The sequence below is a fragment of the Pseudomonas sp. GW823-FHT02C02 genome (genome assembly GCF_058797635.1).
Genome location: NZ_JBXAJV010000011.1, coordinates 1 through 16,753, shown reverse-complemented (window position 1 = coordinate 16,753; position 16,753 = coordinate 1). Strand labels below are relative to the sequence as shown.

21 protein-coding genes are annotated in these 16,753 nt (G+C 57.5%); all 21 read right to left on the bottom strand.

Annotation, left to right across the window (positions count from 1 at the left end; translation table 11 throughout):
• Positions 1 to 56: 56 nt before the first annotated feature.
• Positions 57 to 989: a hypothetical protein gene (locus AC1ROI_RS19755; protein WP_102595787.1), complete on the bottom strand. Its 933-nt coding sequence runs from the start codon at positions 987 to 989 to the stop codon at positions 57 to 59.
• A gap of 24 nt (positions 990 to 1,013) precedes the next feature.
• Positions 1,014 to 1,679: a hypothetical protein gene (locus AC1ROI_RS19750; protein ID WP_102599791.1), complete on the bottom strand. Its 666-nt coding sequence runs from the start codon at positions 1,677 to 1,679 to the stop codon at positions 1,014 to 1,016.
• Entirely contained in the window at positions 1,679 to 2,002 is a 324-nt protein-coding gene (locus AC1ROI_RS19745) for a hypothetical protein (RefSeq protein WP_146012989.1), read from the bottom strand. Before AC1ROI_RS19745 ends, AC1ROI_RS19750 begins: the two co-directional genes overlap by 1 nt.
• Positions 1,999 to 5,586 carry a TipJ family phage tail tip protein gene (locus tag AC1ROI_RS19740; RefSeq protein WP_102595767.1) on the bottom strand — a complete coding sequence of 1,196 codons (3,588 nt, stop codon included), beginning with the start codon at positions 5,584 to 5,586 and terminating at the stop codon, positions 1,999 to 2,001. Before AC1ROI_RS19740 ends, AC1ROI_RS19745 begins: the two co-directional genes overlap by 4 nt.
• A gap of 57 nt (positions 5,587 to 5,643) precedes the next feature.
• Entirely contained in the window at positions 5,644 to 6,240 is a 597-nt protein-coding gene (locus AC1ROI_RS19735; RefSeq protein WP_102595766.1) for a tail assembly protein, read from the bottom strand.
• A gap of 42 nt (positions 6,241 to 6,282) precedes the next feature.
• Positions 6,283 to 6,624, bottom strand: a complete 342-nt coding sequence (locus AC1ROI_RS19730) for a hypothetical protein (RefSeq protein WP_102595765.1) — start codon at positions 6,622 to 6,624, stop codon at positions 6,283 to 6,285.
• A 108-nt stretch (positions 6,625 to 6,732) separates the two neighbouring features.
• Positions 6,733 to 7,176, bottom strand: coding sequence for a type II toxin-antitoxin system death-on-curing family toxin (locus AC1ROI_RS19725; protein ID WP_158243837.1), 444 nt, complete (start codon positions 7,174 to 7,176; stop codon positions 6,733 to 6,735).
• A 33-nt stretch (positions 7,177 to 7,209) separates the two neighbouring features.
• Positions 7,210 to 7,377: a hypothetical protein gene (locus AC1ROI_RS19720; protein WP_156375904.1), complete on the bottom strand. Its 168-nt coding sequence runs from the start codon at positions 7,375 to 7,377 to the stop codon at positions 7,210 to 7,212.
• Positions 7,378 to 7,607: 230 nt separating this feature from the next.
• A complete protein-coding gene (locus AC1ROI_RS19715; protein ID WP_102595763.1) occupies positions 7,608 to 8,375 on the bottom strand; it encodes a C40 family peptidase in 768 nt (255 codons plus the stop codon).
• A 2-nt stretch (positions 8,376 to 8,377) separates the two neighbouring features.
• Positions 8,378 to 9,127: a phage minor tail protein L gene (locus AC1ROI_RS19710; RefSeq protein WP_102595762.1), complete on the bottom strand. Its 750-nt coding sequence runs from the start codon at positions 9,125 to 9,127 to the stop codon at positions 8,378 to 8,380.
• Positions 9,128 to 9,136: 9 nt separating this feature from the next.
• A complete protein-coding gene (locus AC1ROI_RS19705) occupies positions 9,137 to 9,475 on the bottom strand; it encodes a phage tail protein (RefSeq protein ID WP_102595761.1) in 339 nt (112 codons plus the stop codon).
• Positions 9,465 to 12,158 (bottom strand): phage tail tape measure protein, encoded by a 2,694-nt coding sequence (locus AC1ROI_RS19700; RefSeq protein ID WP_102595760.1) that lies wholly within the window; start codon positions 12,156 to 12,158, stop codon positions 9,465 to 9,467. Before AC1ROI_RS19700 ends, AC1ROI_RS19705 begins: the two co-directional genes overlap by 11 nt.
• 25 nt (positions 12,159 to 12,183) lie before the next feature.
• Positions 12,184 to 12,438, bottom strand: coding sequence for a phage tail assembly protein T (locus AC1ROI_RS19695; protein WP_102595759.1), 255 nt, complete (start codon positions 12,436 to 12,438; stop codon positions 12,184 to 12,186).
• A gap of 29 nt (positions 12,439 to 12,467) precedes the next feature.
• The gene (locus tag AC1ROI_RS19690; RefSeq protein ID WP_102595758.1) at positions 12,468 to 12,815 is read right to left on the bottom strand and encodes a phage tail assembly chaperone family protein, TAC; all 348 of its coding nucleotides are present in this window, start codon (positions 12,813 to 12,815) and stop codon (positions 12,468 to 12,470) included.
• A gap of 9 nt (positions 12,816 to 12,824) precedes the next feature.
• A complete protein-coding gene (locus tag AC1ROI_RS19685; RefSeq protein WP_102595757.1) occupies positions 12,825 to 13,316 on the bottom strand; it encodes a phage tail tube protein in 492 nt (163 codons plus the stop codon).
• A 57-nt stretch (positions 13,317 to 13,373) separates the two neighbouring features.
• Positions 13,374 to 13,742: a tail completion protein gp17 gene (gene gp17 / locus AC1ROI_RS19680; protein WP_102595756.1), complete on the bottom strand. Its 369-nt coding sequence runs from the start codon at positions 13,740 to 13,742 to the stop codon at positions 13,374 to 13,376.
• On the bottom strand, positions 13,739 to 14,269 hold the full coding sequence (locus AC1ROI_RS19675) for an HK97-gp10 family putative phage morphogenesis protein (RefSeq protein ID WP_102595755.1): 531 nt from the start codon (positions 14,267 to 14,269) through the stop codon (positions 13,739 to 13,741). The genes gp17 and AC1ROI_RS19675 overlap by 4 nt, the downstream gene beginning before the upstream one ends.
• Positions 14,262 to 14,597 carry a phage head closure protein gene (locus AC1ROI_RS19670; RefSeq protein ID WP_102595754.1) on the bottom strand — a complete coding sequence of 112 codons (336 nt, stop codon included), beginning with the start codon at positions 14,595 to 14,597 and terminating at the stop codon, positions 14,262 to 14,264. The genes AC1ROI_RS19675 and AC1ROI_RS19670 overlap by 8 nt, the downstream gene beginning before the upstream one ends.
• The gene (locus AC1ROI_RS19665) at positions 14,597 to 15,073 is read right to left on the bottom strand and encodes a head-tail connector protein (RefSeq protein WP_102595753.1); all 477 of its coding nucleotides are present in this window, start codon (positions 15,071 to 15,073) and stop codon (positions 14,597 to 14,599) included. The genes AC1ROI_RS19670 and AC1ROI_RS19665 overlap by 1 nt, the downstream gene beginning before the upstream one ends.
• 2 nt (positions 15,074 to 15,075) lie before the next feature.
• On the bottom strand, positions 15,076 to 15,321 hold the full coding sequence (locus tag AC1ROI_RS19660) for a hypothetical protein (RefSeq protein ID WP_102642657.1): 246 nt from the start codon (positions 15,319 to 15,321) through the stop codon (positions 15,076 to 15,078).
• 49 nt (positions 15,322 to 15,370) lie between these two features.
• Entirely contained in the window at positions 15,371 to 16,630 is a 1,260-nt protein-coding gene (locus tag AC1ROI_RS19655; RefSeq protein ID WP_102642658.1) for a phage major capsid protein, read from the bottom strand.
• Between the last annotated feature and the right edge of the window lie 123 nt (positions 16,631 to 16,753).

The window sequence follows — 16,753 nt, the reverse complement described above, 5'->3', positions numbered from 1 at the left end:
CCCGAAATAGGTACAGAGATTCATCAAGCCGCACCGGCACAAGTTTGATATTCATATCAGTACCACCTACCTATGCCATGGACGTTTAATACAAAAGCGCCAGCCCCCGTAGTGCCCGAGGTTGCAGCAAGCCAGGCGCTTAAAGAGCTCAAAGTTGGTGCCGAAACGTTGGTTACCCATGCCGACCGGGTGGAAATATCTTGCTCTACTAGCTGTGCGTAAAGCTTTGGAGTAACAGCAAAACCACCGGGCAACGAAGCGGTAACGTTTAAATATCGAACCCCTGTCCCCGTGGTCCATCCGAGCGCCGGGTAGTTAATAGACTGCGATGTCAGCATCAGCCCGTTGGCGAACTTCCAGACCTCTCCAGTCGCATTGCTTACGTACTCCATCAGCGCTCCAGTTGGCGTTCCACCAGATTGCGAAACGGACCCAAGAATCGCCTCAGCGGTCAATTTGGTGGCCGTGCCTGTAGTATTGCCCGTCCCTCCCTGGGCGATGCTAAGCGCCGTCGAGAGGCCAGACAGAGACGTGATATCAGCGTTTGCACCAGACTTTGCGGCGACCAAAGTAGAGCGCGCACCGGCTGCGTCGATGTCATTAAGAAGCCCTTGAGCGAACGGTGCGAGGTCGGTGATCCCGGTGCCGCCCTTGCTCGGCGGCAGGACATCGTAGTTACCGGTCGTACCGAGGGCAGCCAATTTGGCACCGTAGGTATTGACCAACGCTCTCAGCGCATCGGCTGAATCCTTCACGTAGCCTTGCATTGGGGCCAGTGCGAAGATGCCTGTTGCATTGGTTGCGCCTTGATACGGCGGCGAAATCGACATCGCGGTATCACTGGCGATGTTGCTCACTTCATACCAGCCGCCGTCCGGGCCCCGAAACGCGTCACCCACTCGGCTATTAGCAATAAAAGCTGTTCCCGTACCAATGACAGCATTGGAATTCAGGGTGACAGAAACCGTCCCGGCTTTATACCAAGGCATAAGTGAATCCCTATAAGAATTTGTTTAAGCAATAATTTTTGCGAAGACGGCTGGTAATGAAAATATGAAAGGGTTGTTCAAAGCAGTAGTAGTAAACCAAAGTTGAGATTGAGAGAAGTCATATGTAATGCCAGTAACCCGTCCAATATTGTCACCGGACACCATTCGCATACCCGCGTTATTAATCATCAAATATTCATCAACTGACGAACTGAATGGCGATGAATACCAGTTGGTATAAAAACCTTGCGCATCTTGGGTAGACTTTACATACGTCCAATTCTGAAAAAACCTTGTGAATACTGCCGCTGGTGTGCCGCTATCAAACAGCAGTTTACTGGCGCCGTCCCAAAGCCTCATGCCGAACGCCGCGGTAGCCGATGCAGCGAACCCACCCACAAAGTATTTCCCTGCGGGGGAATAAGATGCAGGACCAGTAATGGTCATACCGGTCCAATTCCCCGGTGTTCCAGAAATGCTGCAGCCAATGGTGACAAGGCCACCATTGTTATCCGGCCTTAAAAAAATAAGCGGAGGTTCTTGGGTCGTTATTGCGGGACTGAAGGAAACACCCGCACTCCCCGCCCCCCCTGAATACCTTCCCGACTGAAGAACACACAGCCTCGCGTATTCAGAGTCAATGGAAACCACACCACCATCGTTGACAACCGATAGTCCGTATCCCGCCATCAGTACCACCTCATGACAATCAGTCGCATTGTGCTGTGAGAAAACATCAGCCCGGCGTAACCATTGATGTAGTTTCTGACGTAGACAATTCCGTCAGCCATTTCTGTTTCGAGCTGTCGATCATCGGAGGCCGCTGCGCCGATTGGTAGAACAATGGCCACCGCGTTACTGGTGTTGCAGCCAGGCACCGAATATTGCTGAGTGCTTTTCCCTCCCGCGCCCGCAAACGAAACCACCGATGAGAGTACGATCCTCCACGTTGCGGTGTCGGTGTTGAACTGAAGGATTCCGTCGGCACCCCAGGTTCTCATTCCAAAACTCATGCGTTGAGATCCCCCAGTTGCACGCGCTTGACACCGTTGGCGTCGTAGACCTTCAGCGCGCTGTTGGTCATAGTCATGCGGCCAGCACCAGCAACGTTACCGTTGATTTCGAACACCCCAGCCTTAGTCAAGCGCCAGCCTGTAGTGCCGGCGATGTAGTTGTCAGACTGCAAGTTGTCGCCAATCTTCAGCATGTTGATTGAGCCGTTCTCGATAAACGCCGAGTTCATGAACACCTGGCCACCCTGTACCGCAAATGGAACCGAGATGGCGCCGCCGGCGATGGTGTTGACGATGGCGAAGCGATCAGCGCTCACCAGGAACTGGCTTTGCAGACCGGCGCCGGTGTTCTCGATGCCCAGGCCGATACCGGCGGCGACGTACTGCCCGCCCGCGGTGATCTGCATTTTCACCGACCACATGGTGCTCAGCTTGCCGGCCGTGTCGGCGTAAGCCGTAGACGTCTGCTGAATGGCCGCACTGTTCTGCTGGATCGCTGTACCGTTTTGCCCAACGGTGACGCTGAGCTGATCGATCTTTGTGGCCGTTGCCGACTGATTGGTGGCGACCACCTGCTCCAGTTCGGTAATATTCGCCGCGTTCTCGCCGATCTTCGCGTCAAAGGTGGTGATGCGCTGCGCGAACGCCTCGTTTTCCGAGGAGCGAACCTTGGATTCCGAAGCGATAGCCGCAGTGCTGGTCCAGCCTTTCATGGCATCGGCCAGGTCCCCTTCCCCGTTGTCGTCCCTGTAGGAAGCCCGCAACGCTTGGAACGCGGTCGCCTGCGCAGTGACAACACCGTCGAGCTCTGTGATATCGGCGGTGTTAAAGGCAACCTGTTGCGCCAGCCCGTTCGCCGTCTCGATTGACTCCCCGACATCCAGCCAGTAGGTCGCATTCGGCGGCGGGGTGTTGATTGGCACTTCGCCCTTGGACTGAAAGATTTTCCCATCTGCCACAACCATCTGGTCTTTCTCGTAGACCTGGTCCGGCTTGTAGGCGGACAGGCCATCGAGCGCGTCGATCTGGTCCTGAAGGCCGGGGATTTTGTTGATCTGGTCCAGCAGGTCCTGGCCCAGTTCCGTCTCTCCAATCTGACCGGCGATCATTTCCAAGATGGCCGCCGCGTCCGCGCTCGACTGCCCCATGACGCCAATCCCGATCGGGTACCAAGGCCCGATGTTGCCGATGCGATCTACCAACCGTGCCCAGAAGAAAAAGGTCACGCCCGCACGCAGCCCCAGCATCGAGAAATCGCTTTGCGGGTATGACAAGTCCGTGAGCTTGGTTGCTGCCTCCAGACTGGTCGTCGGGCCATACCAGATCTCCGTGCGCTGGGTATCCTCGGCTCCAGCCGGAAAGCCCCACTTCAGATAGATGCCGAACAGCAAAGGCGTGGCCGTCAGGAACGACACCGCCGGCGGCAAGCCTTCCTTGCCCTTGAGATTGGTCAGGATGGAGGCCCGCCAGATCGACGAGATGTCGAAGGCGCTCACAGCCCGGACTCGGGCCACGTAGGCACCAGCATAGATACCCACCACGTCGACACTGGTCATCCCGGTGCGCTGCAGCTTGATCCAGTTGCCGCTGTCCTTGCGCCACTCAACGTCATACCCGACGGAACCGTTCACTGCGGGCCAGGTAATCGTCATGGTGGCGACGGCAATGCCCTGGGACACGACCGAGTTCGACGTGACCGTCACGCTCGCCGGCGCGGGAACCACGGTGATCGGAATGACGCTGATCGGCCGTTCTTCCAGACGCGCACCGGTGTCGATGTAAGCGAACTTGCTTGGGTCGTATTGCAGCGCGCTGATTTCGAAGTCGCCTTCGGTCGTGCGCTTGGTGCGCAATACCCGATACAGCGGGATTGCCAGGTCGTCAGCATCCAGCGCCCACTGCAATTGCGGCAAGGGTGGTTCGCTGTAGTTGGTGGTCACGGTCACGGCGCGGCCGTTCACGCTCTGCACGGTGCGGCCTTCGGCGCGGCCACCCGGTAGGTTGATGATCAGGCGATCACCCGCCTTGGCCTGGGTGTCACGGTCCAGCGTCACAACTCGGCCCGCTGCGACAGAGATACGGCCGCCCACTTCGCGCCCCGCCAGCAGCGAGTCAGCCACTGGGATGATGTGCCCCGGAAGCGGAATCACACCCTCCATGCCAGTCTTGAACGAAACGGTCCGGTCCTGATTGTTGCTCAGGATTGCCCACTTGCCGCGGCGCTGGGCCTCGGATGCTCGCGTGCAACCGATGGCGCTCAGTTCGGTCGGTCGGTCGCCGTAGCGCCGTTGCAGATCCAAATCAGCGAATGGAATGACGTCAGTGTCGTAGTTGTTCGCCGGGTTGTCGTAACTGACCAGCGCCCGGGTGTACCGAGTCTTCGCCGAGGCACTGCCGTACGAGAACTTTCCGTCGATCACGTTGGCCCGGGTGAAGACGTAATCGAAGTCCTGCGCCCGCGGCATGTCGGCCTGCATCACCAGTTGGCCCTGGGCCCAGTAAGTCATGCCTCGATAGATCCCGGCGATATCGCGCAGCAACGACCAGGCGTCGGCCTTGCCCTGCAGGTTCATGTCGCACAGGAAGCGTGGCTCTACGCCGCCAAGGCCGTTCGGCACCAGCTGGTCGCAGTATTGCGCGATCCGGTAAAGCTCCCACTTGTCGACCATGAACGGCTTGATGCGTTTACCCAGGCCGAATCGGTCTTCAGTGCACACCCCGTAGGTGATCCACGCTGCGTTGTTGGTCCAGGCAGACTTCATGCTGCCGTCCCAAGTACCGGTGTAGGTACGGGCGATCGGATCGTAGTTGCTCGGCACCATCCAGCGCCGGGCGCGGCACCGCACAGTGACTGCTGGAATGTTGGTGAACTGCTCGGCGTCGAACTCAATGTAGAGCAGCGCGGTATTTGGATAGCGAAGCTTGGCGTCGATCACCTCGGTGTAACCGGCGATCAGCATGGTGTCGGCAATCTTGTTGCTGTTCTGGTTCGGGGTCAGCCGGCGCACACGGATCTGCCAGCCACTGGTGGCGTCCGGCAAATCGACACGGACAGACCGCTCGTACCGCGTGGTGGTCTTACCGTCCACAGCGTCAACGGCCACTTGCTGGTATGCGCCGCCATCGGTTGCCACGTCGATGGCGTACTCGATGCGGTAACCCACGACATTGCCTTCGTCGTCCTGACGTTGCAGTGCTGGCCAAGCGAGGCGGATGCGCGCGGCTGAGAGTTGGGTGTTGCTGATCGAGCGAACCCACGGTGCATCGCTGCGCAGTTCGACGTTCAGCGAGGTCTCGTTCTCAACGGACGGAATACCTGGGATATAGGTCTGGTCCACGGAACCAGGACGCCAATCCCATTTCACGTTCGGGAAGTTGTAGTTGCCGCTGGCGTCCCGGATCGGCGTGTTGTCGAGGAAGATGCTGTAGTCGGTCGGGACTTCGTCGAACTCACCCTCGCCCACGGCGATCAGGATCTTGGCCAGGTTTGTCGAGCGCAGGCTGTCGCTGGCTTCGGTCGGAGACTTGGGCTTGCTGCTGCCGCCCTTCTCGCCATGGATGTCGTTCTTCAGTGCTGCGCCCATGCATTCCTCCAGGCGAAAAAAAACCGCCTCATGGGCGGCCTGCTTGCTGTGTGCTGACTACGCTTTGTCTTCTGCGTAGATCGATGCAGAAATGATCATGCCGCCCCAGCGGCGATCACCGATACAGATCGGTACCGGGTTGCCGCTGGCCGTGGTGTTCTTGGCGCTGCCGAAGGCGTAGGACGGTGAGTTTTCAGGGGAAGCACTCTGCTTGAGGCCTGACGCCTGCGGGCTGAGCATTTGGATAACACCGCCGGCGATCAGACCAATACCCGCCGGAGTCAAATACGGCGCGGTCACCGGAAACACGTAGGAGATAGCGAGCAACACCACGCCCACCACCGTCTGCAAAACACCTCCGCGCTTACTTCCCTCAACCACTGGGATAATCCGCAGCTCACGGGTGCCACCTAGTTCAAAGTCCGCCTCGCCCACATTTTTACGGTTCCGAAACACAGCGAAACGCATACCTAAAGAGGCCAGACGCTTAATCTCTTGCTCGAATCCCTCAATGGTGCAATTCAACGCTTTGAACACCTCGCGAGATGTCCCTGTGTCGATTTGCCTCCGATGATCTCTACCAAACTTTCTGGCGAGGGATCCAGAAAGCTTGACCGTGGTCATGCTGGTGGCGAACGAAACGGCAGCGGCCATGATTTATCCTTTCATAAAAAACCGCCTTTCGGCGGCTTGTGTTTATCGGCACTTCTGAAGGGAGTCCCGCAATCCTCCGCGCCCCAGTTGAGACCAAGCAACTCGTTGGTAAAGTTTTGCGACGCTACCCGACTTGGCCTGGCTTATATCCAACACATCGTCAGTTTGCTGCGCGAAACCGTTGACGAGCCGATAGCCGGTTGATGTTTCGGTCATGCTGGCATTCGAGTTGTGCTCCTGCCATTCAGGGAAAACACAAAGCGCAAAGGCTTTCGGAGTCTTCGCAGACACCACAGTGACTGCCGGGGCCGACGACATCAAATCAGATGGCGACGAGCACCCCGCCAGCAAAGCCATCGCCAACGCTCCAACGATAAATTTCATTCGGGTCACTCCTGTGGAAAGGACTGCAATGTAGCACCGGGAAGGCAGAAACGAAAAAGCCCAGCGATTGGCTGGGCTCTGCGTGTAGGTTTAGCTTCATCTGCTATATCAGGCTGTGACCATCCGATCTAACAGGCGGCGTAATGCACCATTTCCAAGCTCTTCCAGACTGGTGTCGATAGGTCGATGCCAGTGATAAAGGAAGTCTTCGAGATATTCACGATCGATCTCATGCGTCACGATCGCGACGGAGACCTCTACTAGATCATTGTCCGGAGCGGTCAGTTCGTAACCGTTCAGAAGCATAAAAATAGAAGCAGCTACAGCCGCCGTCCGCTTGTTGGCGTTATGAAATGCATGGTTTCTTGCCAAGCTTTCGAACAAAACTGAAGCCAGCGTAATGACGTCTTCTGTTTGCCCGTAGTACCGGTGCTGGCAGGGACTCTGCTGGGCCCTGTGAAGTGCGTCGACATTAAAAACCCCGGATATCTCTTCCGGGGTTTTCATGGCGATCAACCTTGCGTTAATTTCCGTAAGATCATCTACGGTCAACCAACGTATTCCTTTACGTTTAACAGGCATCGATTATCGCTTAGCAAGCTCTTCAATGGCGCGCTCGAAGCGCTCGAAGGTAATGGCGAATGCTTGATTCACCTGTTCAACCTGGTCACCCATATCCGGACGCGCTCTGACGACGTCTTTTTTCCGGGATGGTAAATCGAATTTTGGTCGGGTCTTCATTTGTGCGGACATGGTCTTCTCTCCTAAGGGGCAAGCTCCGTGCGTGCCAACTCAAAGCACTGCTCTGAGGATCCGGTTAGTTTTCCTACACCGGCTGACCCCCTGCAGGGGTCAAGTGGCGCGAATCATATCCACTAAGACGTTACCTGTCACTGTTAATTCCGTTGCGTTTTCTCTATCGACGTGATTGGTTTTCGCCAAAAAACCGGCGTATTCGCGCTCTACTCACCCAGCATTACCGTCTAAATTGTAGATAACTCTACGCTTTTATGCCTAAGGACGAGCCTTGTGCGTTCCAGCCACGGACCACCAAAAATAATAATTTCCGATGGCCTGCCGTACATGTGGTGTAGCAGAAAAGGGCCTGGGCCGCGAATATTACTTTCCTCGCCAGGCAATGCGGCGTTAACGCCGAGGAAAATCCCGGCGTGGTTCGGGTAAACCGTCCTGCCCACTTCCATCACGACCAAATCACCGCGCTGTGGCAGGTCGACCTTATAGAAGCCGGCCGCCTCGTAGTTCGCCTCGTAAAGACTGGTGTTGTCTTTACTCTCCCACCAGCCATCAGCGCGCCTGAAGGCTTCGAACTCCAGCCCCCACTCGCGCTTGTACCAATCGGCACAGACCTGCCAGCAGTCCCAGGCGCCGTGCACAAATGGCCGCTTCAGCAAAGGGACATCGCCAATCGGCATCACCGTACGCAGGTCACCTTCCGGCCAGCTGAGGATGTGCCAGGGCATGGCAGTCGCTTCGCACATGGCCAGGTCACGCGGTGAAGGTCGACTGGTTGCGTCCGGATGTGAATGAACAACGCCAATGACTTCACCGATATCCTCGGCCGCAGCGTACTGCTCAGGATCAATCCGGAACTCTTCGTTTGGTTCTGTTGCGATGTTCAAGCACGGAAAATACTGTTGCTTGCGCCCGACTCCCAGCAGCAGCCCGCAGGACTCTTTCGGGTACTCGGCCGCAGCGTGCGCCTGAATGGCGTTCAAAATGTGCTTACGCATGGTCAGCTCCTGGCAATTAATGAAACGGCCGGGAAGCCGCCGAATGGCAATGGGTTGCCTTCGCCGAAGCGTGGGATGCAACCCCGGCCCAATGTGGCGTCACATTCATCCAGCTCAGGATTATCGGTGACGACGCCGTCCTTGGTGACGTATGACCCTGTGTAGCCGCAGTTTGGCCCACGGTAACCGCCGGTGAGGCACCAGTGGCAAAGCGTTGTTGCCTGCCGCCCGATGGATTCGTTACCGACGTCGCCCGGGCTGGCCAACTCCCAGCTGACCGTCTCCCCGTCTTCGTTCGTCTTCTGGTCGATGTACCAGACCTCGATCGTCTCTTGGGTTGGGTCTGCTGTCGGGTTGCCGGCCGGAAAGTTTGCAGCATCGAGGTACGAGCCCAGCGTGTGGTGCATCGTCAACTTGAACTCAAGCAGGTCGGCGAACGCCAGGCACAGCGCGGTAATGCGTCCATTGACGTTGCCGACAGACAAAGTCGGCCGCACCGCGGTGCCGTCGCCGTTTGCTTCGATGCCGTCGATCTGCATCGGCCAGGCGCCATATTCATTGCCCTGCCAGTAGATCGCTTTCGCCGGCAACAGATCAGCATCAGGGCCGGCGGCGATTATCTCGGCCGACGTGTGCGGGATTGAGTGGCCATGAAAACGCAGAACATCCGCGCCATAGTCACTGCCGTCCAATTCAAAGAGCAGAACTTCGCTGCCAGGCTCAAGGACCTGGATATCGCTGATCAGCGGCATGAACGCCCCTTATGGAAGGAATGACTGGGTGAAGGTGGTGTTGAGGGTAAAAATTCCAGCACCATTCGGGGTTATGGTCGGCGCCGTAGCCCGGAAGAAGCTCAGCTGGCCAAGTGGGGGCGTCCACAGAAAAGACTGGAAGCCGCCGTGCCTATCAAGAAACGCCTTGATATCCACAGCGACTGCTTCGCCAACAACAAAAGTGAGGGGCCAACTATCGACCTTGTTGTTTATCCCATCCCCTACGACCTGCTCGTAACCGTTCCCGAATTTCGAAGCACGTACCCGATACTCTGGGGTACTGGTCGGCTCCACTTTCGGGCACCAGATGAAGGTTTCAACGGCCATTTACGAGCCTCCAGATTTGCCCACCGACTTGCAGTTCTTTCGCAATTTCCTGCTGAGCTCCGCGTTTGGCCACATCGGCGTACGCTTGCCCAAGAGCCTGCGTGTCCTGTTGTGATGCAGTTCCACCACCAGAATCAGCGACCTGAATCGTTTGCTGAATCAGCACCTGGTTGGAGCTCAACGAGCCTCCGCCCCCGCCAATGGCTTTCACCCCCAGCGAACCATCGGCGGTTCGAGTCAGAGGCATAATCGCCTCGTCCCCAGCCTCACCCATGATGCCGATGTCGCCGCCAGCCATGCCGAACGCTGTCGGTTTGCTGACCACACCGTTGGTGAAGGCACCACCATTGGAGAACATTTGTACTCCACCCGACCAAGCGCCACCTTTGGCCTGAATGCTGCCAGGTGAAAAGCCTGAAAGGTCGCCGCTGTAACCTGCTTGAGTCGCCCCGGCAGAAGCCGTCGCTCCGGAACCACCGCCGAAATAACTCGCACCAGCACCCACCAAGCTGCTCAGCAAAGCCGAACTGGCCTGCCGTGTAGCGATGCGCGCCATGTCGGCCAGGATTGATTTGGTGAAGTCCGCGAAGGACAGTTTCCCGGTCATCGCGAAATTGACGATTGCGTCTTCCATGGAGCTGAAGGCATCACCGAACAGACTGCGGGTCTGGCCTGCAACATCCTTGGCGCTGTCGAGATAGTCCTCCCAAGCCCCGCGCGCGCCATTTGTCCAATCGGACTGGGCAGCGTCCATCTGCGCCCAGCCCTCTTCCATAGCCGCGATCTGTTTTGGCAGATACTGATTGGTCAGGTCGATCTGATCCTGAAGCGCTTTGCGCTGCTGGTCGGTCGTGGCTGTCGCGAGCTCCGTGCGAAGAGAAAGAACCTGGTCATTGGTTTGGCGCTCCAGTTCGAGGCGCTCCATATACCGATCGGATTCTTTGCTCCCCATCCCTACCGCGGCGGCCTGGGCAGCGTATTGCTCCCTCTGGTTGTTCAGTTGCCGCTCAAGATCCGCCTGATACTGGAGTGCCTGCGAAAGTCCGTTGGCCGAATTGACCGCCTCGTTGAACTGGCTGGCAAGCCATGCGGTGGCCTGGCCGTATTCCTGTTTGGTTATTTTTCCGTTCTTGAGCAGAAGGTCGATTTGAATCGTCTGCTTCCTGAACTCATCAGCAGCGGAGCTCACCGGGTCGTAGGTCTGGCGCAGCTGATCAAATGCCGTCGCGGCTTGCTTCAGCTGCTCCTTGAGTTTGTTCTGCGCTTCCGTTGCGGACTTGGTTGTGCCGTTTAGCTGAGAGACTTGCTTATCGATGGCGGCAATCGCCCGGGCATACCGGTCGGCGTTGGCCGGGTCCTTCCCCATGGCCGCGACCAGTGAAGCCCGATCCTCCTCCAGCTTGTTCAGCTTGTCATAGGAATCGAGCAGCTTCGTAGTGGCGATGGTGGTGCCGGTCCGGGCAGCAACTACCTTTTGCTCCTGTTGCTCGACCTGCTTGTTCCCCTCGACGAGTTTTTTGTCACCCCAGCCGCGCAAGTCGGTGTATGCCTTATAGCTTGCCAGACGCTCATCGGAAGCCTTCTTCGCCGCCTGAAGGTCCTGCCCAAAAAGATCGCCGACAAACAACGTTGGGTTGGCCGCGAACTTATTCAGTCCACCATCAGCCTTGTTGTACGCGTCCAGTGAACGGTTGGTACTTTCTTCGCTGGCCACCCCGGCGAGATGCTGTGTTTTTTTATCGCTCGAAAAGAATGAGGTGACGTACTCCAGGTCTCCCATCATTTTGCGTAGGTCATTTGGCAGTTGGGCCAAACCTGTCGCGGCTGCGCCGGTCAACTTCACGACCAATGCCGCTAGATCAGCCATTCCCTGCTGAAAGCCTGGATCCTTGACGATGTCGCGCAAGCCGTCGAGTGAGTTTTGAAGCGGACTCATATCGACGTTAGCGAGGCCGGACACGAACTCGTTCCGGAGCCCCTGTGCCTGGCCCTGCAAATCCTGAATGATCTCGTTTGCCCGCACGAGATTCGCGATCTGCTGGGGGTCCATCGCAATGCCAAAATCTTTGGCTTGGGCGAGATATTTGCGCAGGCTCTCACCACCCTTATCAAGCAGCGGCAGCATGCGCGAAAGGTCGTTACCGAAGCTTTCGAGAATGTTGATCTTCTCAGACTGTGTTGCCACAGACTTGAGCCCATCGGCGATGGCCAGCAACTGCTTGTCCGGTGACATCGCCGCCAAGCTCTCTGCCGATAGCCCGAGCTTTTTGAGCCCTTCGATCGCCTCCCCGCCGCCAGTAATAACCGCATCACCGATCTTGTCCCCGATATCCTTGAAGATATCGGCCATCTTGTCGCCACTCAGGCCTGCTCGTTCAGCGGCGTACTGCCACTGCTGCAGGACACCGGTGCCGATACCCAGGGACTTTGCCCAGCGGTCCGTCTCGGTGGTGGCCGCCGCCGTATTTTTCAGCATCACCAGCGAAGCGGTACCAACGCCGAGAGTCGCGGTCACCACGGTGGCCAACGCACCGCCAATCTTCTTGCCCGCCTCTTCAGCGCGGGCCTGCATTTCCTTCATTCGCTTTTCGGTGACGCGGCCGGCCTTATCCATGCCCTGCTCGAAGCCGCCGATGCGGGCGATCAAGTCCAGCGTCAGTGTGCCAAGCGAACGGGTTGCCATGGGTTACTTCCTGTTGATAGCCGGGTCAGACCCATTCGGCCATTGCCGTTTCGAGCGAGACGCCTGTTTTTTGGTGATGTGGCATGAAGTCGACCAACTCTGCGTTGCCGCCGCCCATTCGATGAACTTGCAGCGCAACGATCGCGCCCATCTGTTCGGCGCGGGACGCCAGGTTGAAACTGCCGTGCTTATTTCGGTAGGCAACCCAGGCCATAGCCTCGGCATAGCTGATGCTGGCTTTGGCTTCTGTAACGGTTCGCCCGCCGACTCCGTTCAGCACGAGTTCGTGCCAAAACTCATCGGCGGCCGTCAGTTTTTTACGCGGTCCGCCCCGGTGTTGTTCACCTCGTGGACGGCGCCAAGAATCGCCCAACCCAGACCAGGATCAAGCCGATAGGCATCCTCGTAAGGAATTGCCTCTTCGCCTTTTGGCCCGAGCGTCACGCAGGTGGAGATGTACTTGGCGTTGCGGCTCTGCTCTGTTTCGTTGGAGGAGAACAGATGCTCGATCATGCCGAACGATTGAGGCATGACATGGATGAAGAACTTGTCCTCGATCGGCTTGCCCTTGCTGTCTGTGTGTTTCCAGACAACACCCTTCTTCACCATGGCGCCGCCGACAATACCGCCGGCGGCTTTCAATTGACTCAGGTTCATGAGGCGCCCTTACGTAGTTTTCTTGATCCAGGCGGAGCCGCCCGAACGCTGGATGGTTGCGGTGGTGGTCACGACGGTGTTGGCCGCGAACGAGAACGGGAAGTCGGAGACGTAGCCCTCGAACACAAACCAGGTGCGCGTGGCTGGCAATTCAAAGTCATCACCACCGACATCAAGCGTTGGGGGTTCGGTACCGTCCGACCAGCCCACCGCCCACTTCACGCTGGTATCGCCATCGGCCTCGGAAAGCTGATGCATGCGAATGTGACTGGCGTTGTTGGGATCGGCGTTCAGGCCCAGCGATGCTTGGCCAGGGGTGCGCAGACCTTTTTTGTAGCTGCGCTCCTTGGCACTCAGGCACGTGTCTTCGATTTGGTCGGCCGGCGCGCCACCCGGATCGAACGTGGTGGCGCACTCGACTTCCATGACAGTCAACGGGCCGGTGCCGGTCAGTGGTGGAACAAGGGCAAATACCTGCGTGCCCTGGGTGAGAATGGACATAGGTGTCTCCTGCGGACGAAAAAAAACCCGCACATGGCGGGTAGGTTTGGGGCTTGGTTATCTGCGGACGATCCAGTCCACGTCGAAGCTGTATCGGTACAGGCCTGTCTCCGCGTCCTTGGTTTCACCGTTGTAATTGGTAATGGTCGCGGCCAGTTCCACCGCGTATTCGATGGCATGCCCAGCTGCACGAGCAGCCGACGCTGTCGACGCGTACACATCGATCTGTAGGCCGTAAGCCTCGGTGTCTGGCCTGCCCGCGAGGAAGTTCTCTGGCGATCCGTTGATGACTTGCCAGACGCAATAAGTACCAACTGGCGTATCTGGAGCAATACCGAACAGATACAGGCGCGTCGGGTTCGTACCGAGCAATGCCGTCACTGCTGGATCAGCTGCCGCGACCTGAAAAATCGGTGGGTACTTCATTTGATTGCCTTTCTTGTGGCGCGTTTGATGGCGCGATCAATGGCTTTTTCAAACTCAGAAACCAGCAGGGTGGTAGCCGCGCCAACGTTTTCAGCGAGCGCGCTGCGCATAAATGGCTGTGCCGCCATCTTGGATGTTCCGAACTCTAGAAAGCGCCAATAGAAGGTGTCGCCACCGGGGTTCCCGCTATCCCCACCAATCTCGTAGGTACCGCCTTTCCTGCCGCGCCGAGTGTGGTAGTTCCTTTTTTCCTTTGCTCCGCCCAAAACTCCGATGCGAAACCCAAGGTCGCCGGTGCGCTTGAAAAGCGTCCCGTTCCATCGAATTGCAATATTCTTTGCGATTTCAGTGGCTGTCTCCGGATCGTTCAACCGAAGCGCACTTTGCCGCGCCGACTCCGCCACAAGTTGCGCAGCCTTCCGCAGAGCAGCCCGGCCGCCTTTGCGTTTGACGTCATAGCTGACCGCTTCAAGCTTTCCCAGCACTGAGTCAAGTCCGCTGATTTTGAACTCGACGACCTCAGCCATCACTGACCCCTTCGCTACATGGCAGCGTCAGATATTCCAGCCCGCTTTCCCGATCAGCCAGCACACCCTCGATCACATAGATCTTGTCGCGATGGAGTATGCGCATCGTCGCGTTTACGCCTGGGCGATATCGGATAACGATGCGAGCCGAGACTTTGGATTGTTCGGCGGCCGCGGTGATGAACTCACGCGCAGAGAGTGGCTCGATACTGGACGGCACTTTTGCCCAGGCTTCCACCCACGTTCTGACCATCTCCCCGGTTGCGGGATCCTGTACGTAAACAGGGCTCTCAATTGTGATTCGGTTTCGGAGCTTGCCTGCTCTCATCAGACACCCATCCCGACGCGATAAGGCGTCAGCAGGGACTTGGAAGCCAGAGGCAACTCTGTCGAAATGGTGCCTGTAACGACCTCTTCACGGTTGGCGAACAGGTGACCAAGTTTTAGCAGGCAGGCCGATTGGATACTGGCGTTGAGGACCATTCCACGAGCAACCCGGGTCGCCGCATCAAGTGATTCTTTAAAAGCGAAATTCGCGTCCGCCATCGACTCGCACCGTAATAGGTGATCATCTATCAGCGCGGCAGCGACCATGTCAGCGTCATATCTGAGACGCGCTGTGTTTCGTGATGCGGGCACTTGCAAGCGCGCAGCATCAAGGGAAGCCTGATCAACAAAGAACGAGCGCTGGAGATAGGCCATCGCCGCGTCTTCGGCCCCATCTAGTTGCGACTGGACGAGATCCTGATCCTCCGGCTCGGCCAAAAGGTGCTTCATCGCCAATTCGATGTTGATCACGCTCATGATTATTTAGCCTTGTTTTTCAGCTCGGGTTTCGGCTTTTGGCTGGCCTCTGGAGCAGCTTTGTTATCCGCTTCCTTGGCCTGTTTGTTTTCGGGTTCGGCCGCCTGCTTCACGTCGTAATCCTCAATCAAACCGTTACGGTGAAGCTCCTTGGCGCGGAACTCATCGACGGTAATGTCACGGCCCTTCTTCACGTACTCATGACCGTTAAGAAAGCCCTTTTTGGTTGTCACTTCGATATCTGGCATTAGCACACACGCCCGGTCACCCGGGCGCGCTCCTTGGATGATTGAGGAATTACGGCGTTGGGTCTTCGAACTCGCCGTGCACGAACGATTCAGGACGGTACACCGCCAGCGCCAGGCGCTCTTCGGCACGGATGGTGACCATGTTGGTACGGAAGTTGTCGCCGTCTTCGGTCGAAACCTCGACAGCAGCGTCTTCGCGGTCGAACACCTGGGCAGCGATGTTCATTGCGCCAACCAGGAACTCGCCTTCAGGTACAGCATTGCTGTCCACCACCGGCAACTTCCAGAGACGCTGGACGCCGCCTTCTTGGACGTTGACCCAGATGTAGGAGCCGGTGCTGTCCTTGGTCAGCTCGATATCTGCCCAGTCGACCGGGTTCAGCGCGATCGCCGAAGCGCGGTATTCAGCGACCCGCACTTGCAGGATCGCGCGGCGCAGAGTGTCGATCTTGGTGTCGCCTGCTTTGCGCAGCGCTTCGTTGAAAGTGGTGGCTTGCGGGATCAGGCCCAACAGGTTCTGGCCAGTGCCGTCGCCAGCGAGGATTTGCTCTTCTTCTTTGTACTTCAGGCCGTAGATAGCACGGCCGTTGATGTAGCTCTGCAGCAAAGGGATGTCCGACAGGACCTGCTTCGATGCTTTGAACCAGTGAGCGATGGTTTTGACAGTGGTGGTGACCATGCCAAACGACAGGTCGGACTGGGCCTTCAGCGCGCCCTCGCCTGCCTGAGGTGCTGCCATGTTCTGGAAGCCGGTCTCTTGCACGAATTCAACCGCGTTGGAAGCGGTTCGGCCAGGCATGATCAGATCGCGGATCGTGAACTGACGCTCGGGATCGGTGATGATTCCCGCGACGCGAGTTGGCTGGATGCCCACACCGACGCCGCCAGTGCCAGTGGTGGCGCTGGTGATGTTGGTTACGGCCTTCAGGTTCAGGCGCGCAATACCGCGACCCTTGGTGGTCAGTGCTTGGTAGTCGTCCGACTCCGACAGCTGTTCGCCGACGGACTTCTGCTCACTCGGATCGTTCGCGGAGAAGCGGCGCGCCAGCTTCTGCTCGATGTCCTGAAAGCGATCCTGCAGGGCCAGACCATCCTTCACCAGACCATCCAAAATGGTCTTGGTCTCCGTCAGGATGGTGCCGTGCTCCTTGATTTCCTTGTTGGCTTTTTCAGCAAACAGCTTGATCTCTTGGTCGCGCTGATCAAGAAGATCGTTGACCGCTTTCAGCTGGATCTTGTCGTCTGCATGCTCCTTACGGTGCATCTGACGGTCTTCGGCGCGAGCCTGGTTGCTCATGGCGTTATGCATGGTGAATCCTCAAAACGAAGGGAGGGACAGTGCTGGGCGCGACTTGAGCGCCTCGACCACTTCAATTGCTGCCAGGTCGCCCGCGGACTCGCTCCGGAGCAGATGCTGCAGTCCGCGATTGGC